The following is a 13,589-nucleotide window of genomic DNA, read 5'->3' as shown; positions in this document are numbered from 1 at the left end:
CGCTACCGGCGGCGACCCGACGCGCACCGCGACGCCCGCGCGCGGGTGGTGCCGAGCGGGGCGGACGGGCGGGGAGGGGTGCGCGGTCAGGCGCAGGCCGTCAGGCGCAGGCGGCCACGCGCAGGCGGTCAGCCGAGGAACGCCGTGAGCCCCTCGACCGCGAGCGCGTGGTCCTCGGCCTGCGGCAGGCCCGAGACGCCGAGGACGCCGACGAGCGCGCCGCCGACCCGCAGCGGCACGCAGCCGCCGTGCGCGGCGTACCGCTCGGGGTCCAGGCCCGCGGACTCCTCGAACGTCGTGCCCTCGACGCGGAACCGGGTGCCGACCGCGAACGACGAGTGCCCGAAGTGCCGCACGACCGCCGCCTTGCGCCCGAGCCACCAGTCGTTGGCCGGCGTCGAGCCCGCGAACGCGCGCTGGAACACCGTGTGCGGGCCCTCCTCGCCGTCGAGCTCGACGCGCACGACGACGCTCAGGCCGCGCTCCTCGGCGAGCCCGGCGACGAGGACGCCGAGGCGCCACGCGTCGTCGTGGTCGAGGCGCGGGAGGACGAGCTGCTCCTCCTGCGCGAGCAGCTCCGCGAGCAGGGCGGGGTCGCTGAACGGGACGGTCGGGGTCGCGTCGGTCATCCGCCGGACGTTACCGGACGGTCCCGCACGGCTCCCGCGGAGCCCGCGCGCTACCGGGCGGTCAGGAATCACCCGCTGCCGGAGCGCTTCGCCCGGTCGGTGTCCGATTCGCGCCGCGACGTCCGCGTAACCTCCGGATGGCAGAGTTCTCACGCGAACCGGGGGGTTTCCGTTGTGGCCAGTGCGCTGACGGCTGCCGTGAGGCAGACGCCGACGTCGGCCCCGTCCGGCCCGGTGCCGGCGCGGGCACGCCCGGCGCCCACGTCGTGGCGGACCCTCGTCGGGTTCGCCGCGATCTACGCGGGCGCGGCGCTCGTCGGCCGGCTCACCGTCCTGGAGGGCGGCGAGGTCAGCCTCGTGTGGCCTGCGGCGGGCGTCGCCGTGCTGTGGCTCGCGGTCCGCGCGAACGGCTCCCTGCCGCGCCTCGACCTCGCGGTGCTCGCGTCCGTCACCTGGGTCGTCAACGTGCTGACCGGCACCCCGCCGCCCGAGGCGCTCGTGCTGAGCGCCGCCTCCGTCGCGCAGGCCGCGACGTTCTGCGTGCTGTTCAGCCGCTGGTGCCCGCGGATCTGGCTCGGCGCGGGGCGCACGCCGTTCGTGCGCGTCGAGGAGCTGTGGTGGCTCGTGCTCGCCGCCGTCATGAGCTCGTTCGTGTCCGGGCTGCTCGTCCCGGCGGTGACGTGGATGTCGGGCGACGGCTGGTCCTGGCCGCTCGTGCTGGTCTGGGTCGTGCGCAACACCGTGAGCATCCTCGTCGTCGGGACGCTCGGCTTCAGCATCGGGTCGTGGCTGCACGAGCGGCGCTCCGTCCGCGACCAGCCCGACGGCGGCGCCCGGTGGGTCCCGACACGGCTCGGGGAGCACGTGGCCGCGGTCCTCGTGCCGCCCCTGATGTACGGGGTCTGGTTCGTCGCGCTCGAGAGCCTGCCGCTCGCGTTCCCGCTCATCGCGCTCACCGTGTGGACCGGCACCCGGCTGCGCACGCGCTTCGTCGTCGCGCACGACTCCGCGATGGGCGTGACCGCGATCCTCTTCACGCTCGCCGGGATCGGGCCGTTCGCCGCCGTCGGGGACCAGGTCACCCAGGTCGTCGTCGCCCAGCTCTACGTGGGGCTCGTCTCCGTCATCGGGCTCGCCCTGGCGCTCGCGCGCGACGAGCGGGACCGCCTCGTGCGCGACGTCCGGGCGGCCGGCGACGAGGCGCGCACGCAGGCCGGGCTGCTCTCGACGATCGTCGACACGATGGACGAGGGCGTCACGGTCACCGACCGGGACGGACGGATCGTGCTGCGGAACCGGCGCGCGTCCGAGCTCATGGGCGGCGTGACCAGCACGACGGGCGTCGTCGCGTCGAGCTCGTACTACGGCCTGTACCGCCCCGACGGGTCGCCGGTCGACGACGCCGAGCTCCCCCACCACCGCGCCCTGGTGACCGGGGCGATCGTGCGCGACGTCGACCTGCTCGTGCGGAACGTCGGCGTCCCGCGCGGCCGCGTCGTCAGCTTCAGCTCCGCACCCCTGCCCGACGAGGCCGGCGGCGGCGTGGTCACGGTGATGCGCGACGTGACGACCCAGCGCGAGGAGCTGACCCGGGCCGCGCAGGTGCAGGCGAGCCTGCTGCCCGCGAGCCTCCCGGACGTCCCCGGGTACGCCGTCGCGGCGCGGTTCTCGCCCGCGGGCTCCGTCGGCGGGGACTTCTACGACTGGCAGCCCGTGTTCGGCGGGCTCGTCGTGACGCTCGCGGACGTCATGGGCAAGGGCACCGGGGCGGCGATCCTCGCGGCGACGTCCCGGTCGGTGCTGCGCTCGTTCGGCCCGGAGCGGGACGTCGCCGCCGCCCTCGTCGCCGCGGAGGAGGCGATGGAGGCGGACCTCGCCGGGGCCGGCGCCTTCGTCACCGTCTTCCACGCGCGCGTCGACATCGTCACGGGCGCCGTCACGTACGCCGACGCCGGGCACGGGCTCTCGCTCGTCGTGCGCGCCGACGGCGGCAGCGAGCGGCTGCCGGCGCTGGGGCTGCCGCTGGGCGTCGACCCCGGCACGCCGCGCCACAGCGGGACGGCGCACCTCGACTCGGGCGACGTGCTGCTCATGTTCAGCGACGCGGTGCTCGACGCGATCGGCGGGACCGTGGCCGACCTCGGGCGCGTCGAGGCCGCGGTGCGGGGGGCCGTCTCCGCCGACGCCGCGGCGCAGGCGGTGCTCACGCTGGTCGCGGACGCCGGCGAGCAGCTCGACGACCTCACGGTCGTGGCGGTCCGGCGCGACGACGTCCGCGACCTGCTGCGCTGAGCCGGGCGCGCGGCACGCGGCGGCGTGTCCGCGGCGGTACGCGGAGGCGTGTCCGCGGAGGTACGCGGAGGCGTGTCCGGGGCGACCGGCGGACGCAGCACGGCGGGTGCGAGGGACGCCCCCGCACCCGCCCTGACCGCCGTCCGCCGTCAGGCGACCGGGACCGCCCGGCCCGACGTGAGCACGAGCCCGCCGTCGCCCGCCCGGTCGACCACGACGGTGTCGCCGTCGTGCACCTCGCCGCCGAGCAGCATCCGCGCGAGCCGGTCCCCGATCTCCTTCTGCACGAGCCGGCGCAGCGGCCGCGCGCCGTACGCGGGGTCGAACCCCTCGATCGCGAGCCACTCGCGCGCCGCGGGCGTCACGTCGAGCGTGAGCCGGCGGTCGGCGAGCCGGGCAGCCAGCGCGGCGACCTGGATCTCCACGATGCGCCCGATCTCGCCGATGGTGAGCGGGTCGAACAGCACGACGTCGTCGAGCCGGTTGAGGAACTCCGGCTTGAACGCGGACCGCACGGCGCTCATCACCGCGTCGCGCTTGGCGTCGGGGTCGGGGTCGAGCAGCGGGTCGACGAGGAACTGCGAGCCGAGGTTCGACGTGAGCACGAGGATGACGTTGCGGAAGTCGACCGTGCGCCCCTGGCCGTCGGTGAGGCGGCCGTCGTCGAGCACCTGGAGCAGGATGTCGAACGCCTCAGGGTGCGCCTTCTCGACCTCGTCGAGCAGCACGACGGAGTAGGGCCGGCGCCGCACCGCCTCCGTGAGCTGGCCGCCCTCCTCGTAGCCGACGTACCCGGGCGGGGCGCCGACGAGCCGCGCGACCGCGTGCTTCTCCGAGTACTCCGACATGTCGATGCGCACGATCGCGCGCTCGTCGTCGAACAGGAAGTCCGCGAGCGCCTTCGCGAGCTCGGTCTTGCCGACGCCCGTGGGCCCGAGGAACAGGAACGAGCCCGTGGGACGGTCCGGGTCGGAGATCCCGGCGCGGGCGCGCCGCACGGCGTCGGAGACGGCGGCGACCGCGGGGCGCTGGCCGATGAGCCGCTCGCCGATCACGTCCTCCATGCGCAGGAGCTTGGCGCTCTCGCCCTCGAGCAGCCGCCCGGCGGGGATGCCCGTCCACGCCGAGACCACCTCGGCGACCTCGTCGGGGCCGACCTTGTCGGCGATCATCGGCGCGGGCGCCGGTCCGGCGACCCCGTCGCCGTCGGCGCCGAGCGTGGCCTGCTGCTCGCGCTCCTCGGCCGCCGCGATCTCCTTCTCGACGGTCGGGATCTCGCCGTAGAGGAGGCGGCCGGCCGTCGCGAGGTCGCCCTCGCGCTGGGCCTTGTCCGCGGCGCTGCGCAGCTCGTCGAGCCTCGCCTTGAGGTCGCCGACGAGGTTGTGGCCGGCCTTCTCCTTCTCCCAGCGCGCGGTGAGCGACGCGAGCTCCTCGCGGCGGTCCGCGAGGTCGGCGCGGATCTTCTCGAGCCGCTCGACGCTTGCCGGGTCGTCGGCGTTGGCGAGCGTGAGCTCCTCCATCGTGAGCCGGTCGACCGCGCGCTGGAGCACGTCGATCTCGACGGGCGAGGAGTCGAGCTCCATGCGCAGGCGGCTCGCGGCCTCGTCGACCAGGTCGATCGCCTTGTCGGGGAGCTGACGTCCGGCGATGTAGCGGTCGGAGAGCGTCGCGGCGGCGACGAGCGCGGCGTCCGAGATCGTGACCTTGTGGTGCGCCTCGTAGCGCTCCTTGAGGCCGCGCAGGATCGCGATCGAGTCCTCGACCGACGGCTCGCCGACGAAGACCTGCTGGAACCGCCGCTCGAGCGCCGGGTCCTTCTCGATGCGCTCGCGGTACTCGTCGAGCGTCGTCGCACCGACGAGCCGCAGCTCGCCGCGGGCGAGCATGGGCTTGAGCATGTTGCCCGCGTCCATGCTGCCCTCGGACGCCCCGGCGCCGACGACGGTGTGCAGCTCGTCGATGAACGTGACGACCTCGCCCTCGGAGGACTTGATCTCCTCGAGGACAGCCTTGAGCCGCTCCTCGAACTCGCCGCGGTACTTGGCGCCCGCGACCATCGCCGCCAGGTCGAGCGAGACGAGGCGCTTGCCGCGCAGGGACTCCGGCACGTCGCCCGCGACGATGCGCTGCGCGAGGCCCTCGACGACGGCGGTCTTGCCGACGCCGGGCTCGCCGATCAGCACGGGGTTGTTCTTGGTGCGGCGCGACAGGACCTGCACGACGCGCCGGATCTCGGAGTCGCGGCCGATCACGGGGTCGAGCTTGCCATCGCGCGCGGCGGCGGTGAGGTCGACGCCGTACTGCTCGAGCGCCTGGAAGGTGCCCTCGGGGTTGGGGCTCGTGACGCGCCCGGTGCCGCGCACGGTCGGTAGCGCGGCGGCCAGGGCGTCGCGGGACGCCCCCTGGGCGCGCAGCGCGTCAGCCACGCCGGACTGGCCGGCGGCGAGGCCGAGCAGCAGGTGCTCGGTCGACACGTAGTCGTCGCCGAGCGCCCGGGCCTCCGAGGAGGCGGCGTCGATCGCGGCGGCGGTCGCGCGCGAGGCGGTCGGCTGGGCGACGGCGGAGCCGCTCGCGGCGGGCAGGCCGACGAGGGTCGCGCGCACCGAACGGCCGAGCGCGCTGCGGTCGGCGCCGACGGCGTCGAGCAGCGCGTTCGCGACGCCGCCCTGCTGCGCGAGCAGGGCGCTGAGCAGGTGTGCGGGCTCGAGCTGGGGGTTGCCGGCGGCGGACGCCTGCTGGATGGCGTCGCCGAGGGCCTCCTGGGACTTGGTCGTGAGCTTGGCGTCCACGTGGTGCCTCCGGGGTCGTGCTGTGGTGCTGCGTGGGTGGGTGCAGTCCGTACGGCCGGGCCGCTGCCCGCCCGCAGGACTCTGCGTGGTGCAACCCGTCCAGAGTTGAGCCTATTCCGCTCAAGTCTGGTCCGCGACCCCCGCCGGACGCGCGCCCGGCCGCACCCCGCACCCCCCGGCCGGCGCTACGTCGCCGCGGGGTCGCCGCAGGCTCAGTCGCCGCCGCGCTGCGTCGGCACCGACGGCAGCGCCCCCGGGCACGGCGCGGTGCGGAACCGGTCCCGGCCCGCCGCCTTCGCCTCGTAGAGCGCGACGTCCGCCGCCGCGAGCACCTGCTGCGGCGCGTGGCTCCCGTCCGCGCGCGCGACGCCCGCCGAGAAGGTCACGTCGGCGCCGGTCGCGAGCCAGCGGTCCCGCAGGGCGCCGAGCAGCGCCGTCGCGTCGCCCGCCGCCGCACGGTGCAGCACGAGCACGAACTCCTCGCCGCCGTAGCGCGCGGCGTAGTCGTCCGGCCCCAGCACGCCCTGCACCACCGCGGCGAAGCGCCCGAGCACCTCGTCGCCCGCGGCGTGCCCGTCGCGGTCGTTGACGTCCTTGAAGTGGTCGAGGTCGCACACGACGACGGTGTCGTCCGGGGCCAGCCGCGCGAGGCGCTGGTCCAGGCCGCGCCGGTTGCCGAGCTCCGTGAGCGCGTCGGTCCGGGTCGCGGTCGCGAGCTGGTCGGCGACCGCGCGCTGGTACGCCGTCATCGCCGCGAGCGCGTACATCACCGCGACCCACACGGCGGCGTTGATCGCGAGCCGGACGACGACGACCGCGTCCACCTGCGGGACCATCGCGCAGTACGCCCCCCACGCGAGCGGCACGAGCAGCAGGCCGACGCGCACGGGCAGGAACACCCCCGCGTACACGAACGAGAGCGTCAGGACGCCCGCGAACGCGATCTGGCTGCGGCCGCTCGCGAGCCCGAGCGCACCGACGGCGACGAGGTTCGCCGCGGGGAAGACGACCGCCGCGGAGGGGTGCAGCCGCTCCCACGGGACTAGCCGCACGGCCGCGACGACCAGGAGCATCCCCGCGGAGACGAGCCCGAGCGCGCGCGTCATGGTCGGGGTCAGAGCCAGGAACGGCGACGCAAGGACGACGATCGTCCCGGCCGACAGCAGGAGGACCCGGCCGCCCAGCACCGCGAGCCCGCCGCGGCGCATCCACCCGGGGGCGGTGCGCGCGAGGCGCAGCACCCCGGGCTCCGGGGACCGGTGCGGCCCCGGCGCACCACGCCCGCGGCTCGGCTCGGCGACGCCACGGCGCGGGGGTCGCCCGGCCGCGGTCCCGGTGGCCTCGGACCCGCTCATGCCGTCCCCATCGGCCACGGCGGCCGGACGCTGAGGTCCGCCGCGCCGCAGTCTCGACCCGCGACCGGACGCACGTCCCCGCGTGCGACGATCGGCGCATGCCCGACGACGCGCAGACCACCGACGACACGCACGCGCCCGTCCCCGCCGGCTCCGGCGAGCGCGCGAGGTCGGGGTCGCCCACCGCAGGCCGCCCCCCGGTCGCGATCGGCGAGCCCGTCCCGGACGTGCTCGGCGCCGGCTGGACCGCGCGCACGATCCACCTGCGCCCCGACGCGCAGGGCGAGGCCGTCGCGACGCTCGTGCACCGGGAGGTCGACCCCGTGGGCGACGGCCCGGGACCGACGTCGAGCCGCGCGGTCCTGTACGTCCACGGGTTCGTCGACTACTTCTTCCAGGCGCACGTCGGGGACGCCTTCGCGGCGCACGGCGAGGACTTCTACGCGCTCGACCTGCGCGGCTACGGCCGGTCGCTGCGGCCGTGGCAGGAGCCCAACTACGTGACCGAGCTCGCGACGTACGCGGAGGAGGTCGACGCGGCGGTCACGGTGCTGCGCGAGGAGCACGACCAGGTCGTCGTGCTCGGGCACTCGACGGGCGGGCTGATCGCGTCGCTGTGGGCGCACGCGCGCCGCGCGAGCCGCCCGGCGGACGCGCTCGTGCTCAACAGCCCGTACCTCGACCTGCGCGGGACGCGGTTCGAGCGGACCGTGCTGACCCGGCTGGTCGACCTCGTCGGCCGCCCCGCGCCGCGGCTCGTCGTCGGGAAGATCGGCGAGCACTACGGGACCGCGCTGCACTCCGCGACCGGCGGCGAGTGGGAGTTCGACCTCACCTGGAAGCCGCACCGCGGGTTCCCGGCGCGCGCGGGCTGGGTGCGGACCGTGCGGCGGGCGCACCGGCGGGTCGCGCGGGGGCTCGAGGTCTCGTGCCCGGTGCTCGTGCTGTCGTCCGACGCCTCCGGGCCGGACGACCGCTGGCACGAGCAGCTCCTGACGACCGACAGCGTGCTCGACGTCGCGCACATCGCGGGCCTCGCGTCGCGCCTCGGCCCGGACGTCACGTACGTGCCGGTGCCGGGCGGCGCGCACGACCTCGCGCTGTCCCCCGAGCCGGCGCGCGGCCGCTACCTCGCCGAGGTCCTCGCCTTCCTCGACGCGCGCCTCGGGCCGGTGCGCGCGCTCTAGCACGGCGCCTACCGAAACGCCCGGGTGAATCCTGGACGATCGTCCAACAATGACTGCTGGACACATGCCCTAATGACTCGGCTCGTGCATTTCGGACATTCGTGGAATCGTGTCAATCGGACATTCTCGGAGGACCTTCGCAAGCCTTTAGTGGCTTCCGTCACACGCCCCTGAGAATTACCTTCCGGAGGGTTGCTTTTTCACCTGCGCCCGGGTGACCGTTGGTTTCAGCCGTTCGGGGGACCGAGCGGCGAGTGCCGAAGCCACAGGGGGCTGGCCGCAGTCCGGGAGCCCCCCGGTCGGCGCCAGGGGCGAGCGCGCCCACCCACACCCTCGCGTGTCTCCTCGACGGCTGAGCCGTCCACCGCTGATCGCCCCTCGCGGGCGGGCGCCGCCGTGCCCGCACGTCGCCGAGACCTGAGGACCTAGATGTTCATCTTCCTGCTCCAGCTGCGCCACATGTGGGTGGACCACGCCGAGATCTACCTGTTCTCGGTGTTCTCCGCCCTGGTGTGGCTCCTCTGGGTCGCCAAGGTGGTGCTCTCGCGGCGCTACCGCCCGTTCACCGCCGAGCACCACGCCCGCACGAGCATCATCGTGCCCGTCGTCGACGAGCCGCTCGACCTCTTCCGGGACGTGCTGACCCGCGTGACGGAGCAGAACCCCGACGAGGTCATCGTCGTCATCAACGGCAAGCCGAACCCGGACCTGCAGGCGGTCTGCGACGAGTTCGCCCCGCTCGTGCGCTGGGTGCACACCCCGATCCCCGGCAAGCGCAACGCCGTCAAGATCGGCACCGAGATGTCGCGGTACGAGATCACCGTGCTGCTCGACTCCGACACGATCTGGACGCCGGGCGCGCTCGGCGAGCTCGTCAAGCCGTTCGCCGACCCGCGCGTCGGCGGCGTGACCACCCGTCAGCGGATCCTCGAGCCGGAGCGCTCCTGGATCACCCGCTGGGCGGACTGGCTCGAGAACTCGCGCTCGCTGTACTCGATGCCCGCGCAGTCGGTGCTCGGCCAGGTCGGCTGCCTCCCGGGCCGCACGATCGCGTTCCGCCGCGACATCCTGATGAAGGTCATGGACGACTTCATGACCCAGAAGTTCATGGGCGTGTTCCTCGAGGTCTCCGACGACCGGACGCTCACGAACCTCACGCTCAAGGCCGGCTACCGCACGGTGTACCAGCACACGAGCCTCGTCTACACGGACGCACCGCTGCAGGTGAAGAAGCTCTTCAAGCAGCAGCTCCGCTGGGCGCGCGGCAGCCAGTACAACACCCTGCGCATGCTGCCCTGGATGCTCGGGCACGCCCCCGTCCTCGCGATGTTCTTCCTCGCGGACATCATCCTGCCGTTCCTGCTCGTCGGGACGCTCGGCGGCTGGCTCTACCGCGCCGCGACCGGCACCGGCGTGAACCTGTACCAGGCGATCCTCGAGACGTACGGGCAGACCGCGGGCTGGGCCTGGGTCGTCAGCCTCATGGTCGTCTCGTCGGTCCTGTCGATGGCGATCCGCCAGATCCGCCACCTGCAGGAGGTCCCCGGGGACTTCTTCCGCCTGCCCGTCTTCATCATCGTCTCGACGTTCTTCCTCATGCCGATCCGCCTCCTGGGCTTCCTGCGCATGGCGCACGCCTCCGGGTGGGGCACGCGTGCCGGTGCCTACGCCGGTGGCGAGAGCGAGGTCGACTCCGCGGAGAACCTGACGACCGGAACCGCGGCGCCCGCCGCGGCCGCAGCACCGACGGCCCGCCGGCTCGCCCCGCAGGGCACGACCGAGCCGATCGAGCCGATGTCCGACGAGCTGATGCGTGAGCTCGACGCGCTGTACGGCACCGCCCCGGCCGACGTCGTCGACACCCGCCCGGGTGCCGCCGTGGCCGTCCGCGAGCGTCCCGTCCGCACCGCGTCGACCGCTCCCGCGCAGCGCTCGCGCCGTCGTCACCTCAACCCGAAGGCCGGCATCCCCTACGTCATCGCGGCCGGGATCCTCGCCCTGGAGTCGCTCCTCTATGTCTGACCGTCGCTCGCTCAGCGAGTCCGCCGCGGCCCTCGGCCGCGCCTGGTGGGCTCCCACGATGGGTCGCCTGACCGCCCGGGGGCGGTTCCTGACCGTCGCCGTGGTCGCCGCGCTCGTCGTGGTCACGCTGGCGGTGTGGAACACCCCGGACGTGTCGGCCACCGGCCGGCCCGTCGCGGCCGCGGCCACGGCGACGCCCTCCGCGGAGGAGCGTCGCCTGGCCCGGGAGCTCGCGGCGGCACGGGAGGACCTCGCGGAGAGCCGCGCGCAGTCCCAGGGCCTGCGCGAGACGCTCGGCAAGGAGCAGGCTGCCCGCCTCAAGGGCGAGCAGGAGTCGGCGGCCGCGCAGCAGGAGGCCGCCGCGAAGAAGGCGGCCGCCGGCACGGGGTCGTCCACCGGCGGGTCCTCGGCTCGCTCCGGCTCTGCCGCGGGCTCGTCGAGCAGCAAGAGCACGAAGTCGGCACGCGAGCCCGGCACCGGGCCCGCGAACACGCGGAACCCGACGCAGCCGGCCGGTCCGGCGGCAGCGGTCACCACGCGGCCGACGGCGCCGAGCAAGGCCGAGCTCGTCAACCCGACGAGGCGGCAGCTCGGCCTGTACACCGCGCAGGCGCCGTTCAGCTTCGCGACGTTCGACGACGTCGCGGCGCGGGCCGGGGTCACGCCCACGACGGTCGGGTGGTTCAGCGGGTGGGACAAGCCGTTCCGCGCCGACGCCGTGACGAAGGCGTGGGACCGCGGGCTCATGCCGCTGCTCACGTGGGAGTCGCACCCGAGCGACGCCCCGAACGACGAGCTCGACCAGCCCGCGTACTCGCTGCCCGTCATCCTCGGTGACCCCGGGGCCGGCGTGCCCGGGGCGTACGACGCGTACCTGCGCCAGTACGCCCGGGACGTGGCGGCGCTCGGCCTGCCGCTCGGGATCCGGCTCGACCACGAGATGAACGGCGACTGGTACCCCTGGTCCGAGCGGACCCAGACCGGGCAGCCGATCAACGGCAACCGGGTCGGGGACTACGCGGCGATGTGGCGCCACGTGCACGGCATCTTCGAGCAGGAGGGCGCCGGCGACCTCGTCGTCTGGGTCTGGGCGCCGAACATCGTCAACAACCTGCCCGCGTCGCTCCAGGCGCCCGGCGTGCTCGAGGGCCTCTACCCGGGCGACGAGTACGTCGACTGGGTCGGGCTGTCCGGGTACAACCGCCCGCCGTACCGCGCGGGCAACGACTCGACGTTCGCCTACACGTTCGGGCGCTCGCTCGACCAGCTCCGCGCGATCGCGGACAAGCCGATCCTGCTCGCCGAGATCGGGGCGTCCGAGGTCGGCGGCACCAAGCCCCAGTGGATCGCCTCGCTGTTCGAGGCGCTCACGCTGCCGGAGAACGACGACGTGATCGGCCTCGCGTGGTTCAACCTCACGGTGACCTCGACGGTCCGGGGCGAGCTCGTCACGAACGACTGGCGGATCGACTCACGCCGCGCCTCGACCGAGGCGTTCACCGCCGGCATCACGAACCCGCTGGCCCGGTTCGTCGAGGGCTCCGCGCCGCTCGACGCCGCCCGGGCGGCAGCACGACCCGCAGCACCCGTCTCGACGCCCAGCGCGTCACCGGCCCCGTCGGCCACCGTCAGCACCGCACCCAGGGAGAACCCGTGAGCAAGACCACCGCCACCACCGTCGCCGCCGTCGCGGCCGACGCCCCCGTCCCCGCCGGCCTGAAGATCTCGGTCTACGGCACCGGCTACCTCGGCGCGACGCACGCCGTCTCGATGGCCGAGCTCGGCTTCGAGGTCATGGGCGTCGACACCGACGCCAACAAGGTCGCCGCGCTCGCCGCCGGCAAGGTCCCGTTCTTCGAGCCCGGACTGCCCGAGCTGCTCGAGAAGCAGCTCGCGACCGGCCGCCTGACCTTCTCGACGGACCTCGAGGAGGCCGCGCGCTGGGGCGACGTGCACTTCATCTGCGTCGGCACGCCCCAGATGAAGACGAGCCACGCGGCGAACCTCGGCTACGTCGCGTCCGCCACGTCGACCGTCGCGAAGAACCTCACGAAGAACGCCGTGATCGTCGGCAAGTCGACCGTCCCGGTCGGCACCGCGGCCCGGCTCCGTGAGCTCGTCGCCGGCCTGGCGCCCGAGGGCGTCGAGGTCGACCTCCTCTGGAACCCGGAGTTCCTGCGCGAGGGCAAGGCCGTCGACGACACGCTGCACCCCGACCGCATCGTCCTGGGCGGCACCAACGCCCGCACCGAGGCGATCATGCGTGAGGTCTACGCCGGCCCGATCGCCGAGGGCACGCCCGTCGTCGTGACGGACCTCCCGACGGCCGAGCTCGTCAAGGTCTCTGCGAACGCGTTCCTCGCGACCAAGATCTCGTTCATCAACGCGATCGCCGGCGTGTGCGAGGCAGCGGGCGCCGACGTGACCGTCCTCGCCGACGCGCTGGGCCACGACGTCCGCATCGGCCGCCAGTTCCTCGACGCCGGTCTCGGCTTCGGTGGCGGCTGCCTGCCCAAGGACATCCGTGCGCTCATGCACCGCTCGAACGAGCTCGGCGCGTACCGTGCCGCGGCGCTGCTCCAGCAGGTCGACGAGATCAACATGGGCCAGCGCGAGCGCGTCATCGACATGACGATGGAGGCGCTCGGCGGCTCCGTGCTCAACCGGCGCATCTGCGTCCTCGGTGCGGCCTTCAAGCCGCTGACCGACGACGTGCGCGACTCGCCGGCGCTCAACGTGGCCGCCGCGCTGCACCTGCGCGGCGCGCAGGTCACCGTGTTCGACCCCGAGGCGGGCGACACGGCGCGGGCGAGCTTCCCGACCCTCTCCTACGCGACGTCGGCCGAGGAGGCCGTCGAGGGCACGGACGTGGTCCTTATGCTCACGGAGTGGAAGCAGTTCACGAGCCTCGACCCGGCCGCGCTGGCCAAGGTCGCGACGTCCCCGCGCATCATCGACGCGCGCGGCAAGCTCGACCCCGCCGAGTGGCGTGCCGCCGGCTGGGAGTTCCGGGGTCTCGGGCGCACCGCCGCCTGAGTTCCCGTGCCGTGTCCGGCCCATCCAACCGGACACGTACCGGCCCTACCCTGTGGGCCGGCTGCAGGCCCTGGGACAACGGCGTCCCAGGGTCGTGCGGCCACTCGACCGCGGACCGGGCCCGCCGCCCGGGCCGCACGAGGACCAGGGTGAGGCCGGTTGCCGCCGGGTGAGCAGGGGGTCGTCCGGCGGCGGCCCTGGCACGTCGGGGGGCGTGCAGCGGGGAAGGGCGGGCACGTCGGTCGTGCCCGCCCTTCGTCGTACCCGGGGCCCCCTGCC

At 74.4% G+C, this 13,589-nt stretch carries 8 protein-coding genes; 5 read left to right on the top strand and 3 right to left on the bottom strand.

The window, feature by feature from the left end; translation table 11 throughout:
* Window positions 1-128: 128 nt before the first annotated feature.
* The gene (locus tag AB6N24_RS05380; protein ID WP_412868396.1) at window positions 129-629 is read right to left on the bottom strand and encodes a heme-degrading domain-containing protein; all 501 of its coding nucleotides are present in this window, start codon (window positions 627-629) and stop codon (window positions 129-131) included.
* A gap of 198 nt (window positions 630-827) precedes the next feature.
* Here AB6N24_RS05380 and AB6N24_RS05375 point away from each other — a divergent pair, with 198 nt between their 5' ends.
* Entirely contained in the window at window positions 828-2,921 is a 2,094-nt protein-coding gene (locus AB6N24_RS05375) for a SpoIIE family protein phosphatase (RefSeq protein ID WP_412868395.1), read from the top strand.
* Window positions 2,922-3,070: 149 nt separating this feature from the next.
* Here AB6N24_RS05375 and clpB read toward each other — a convergent pair whose 3' ends face one another.
* Entirely contained in the window at window positions 3,071-5,710 is a 2,640-nt protein-coding gene (gene clpB, locus AB6N24_RS05370) for an ATP-dependent chaperone ClpB (protein WP_412868394.1), read from the bottom strand.
* Between the two features lie 212 nt (window positions 5,711-5,922).
* On the bottom strand, window positions 5,923-7,065 hold the full coding sequence (locus tag AB6N24_RS05365; protein ID WP_412868393.1) for a GGDEF domain-containing protein: 1,143 nt from the start codon (window positions 7,063-7,065) through the stop codon (window positions 5,923-5,925).
* A 98-nt stretch (window positions 7,066-7,163) separates the two neighbouring features.
* Between AB6N24_RS05365 and AB6N24_RS05360 the strand changes: the two genes are divergently transcribed.
* The 4 genes from AB6N24_RS05360 (at window position 7,164) to AB6N24_RS05345 (ending at window position 13,310) form a co-directional block, all read left to right on the top strand.
* Entirely contained in the window at window positions 7,164-8,252 is a 1,089-nt protein-coding gene (locus tag AB6N24_RS05360) for an alpha/beta hydrolase (RefSeq protein WP_412868392.1), read from the top strand.
* Between the two features lie 429 nt (window positions 8,253-8,681).
* A complete protein-coding gene (locus AB6N24_RS05355) occupies window positions 8,682-10,274 on the top strand; it encodes a glycosyltransferase family 2 protein (RefSeq protein WP_412868391.1) in 1,593 nt (530 codons plus the stop codon).
* A complete protein-coding gene (locus tag AB6N24_RS05350; RefSeq protein WP_412868390.1) occupies window positions 10,267-11,931 on the top strand; it encodes a glycoside hydrolase family 26 protein in 1,665 nt (554 codons plus the stop codon). Before AB6N24_RS05355 ends, AB6N24_RS05350 begins: the two co-directional genes overlap by 8 nt.
* Window positions 11,928-13,310 (top strand): UDP-glucose dehydrogenase family protein, encoded by a 1,383-nt coding sequence (locus tag AB6N24_RS05345; protein WP_412868389.1) that lies wholly within the window; start codon window positions 11,928-11,930, stop codon window positions 13,308-13,310. The genes AB6N24_RS05350 and AB6N24_RS05345 overlap by 4 nt, the downstream gene beginning before the upstream one ends.
* The last annotated feature ends 279 nt before the right edge of the window (window positions 13,311-13,589 follow it).

It is taken from the genome of Cellulomonas jepli, assembly GCF_047229345.1.
Taxonomy (GTDB): Bacteria; Actinomycetota; Actinomycetes; order Actinomycetales; family Cellulomonadaceae; genus Cellulomonas_A.
This window is presented reverse-complemented; position numbering and strand designations above follow the sequence as displayed.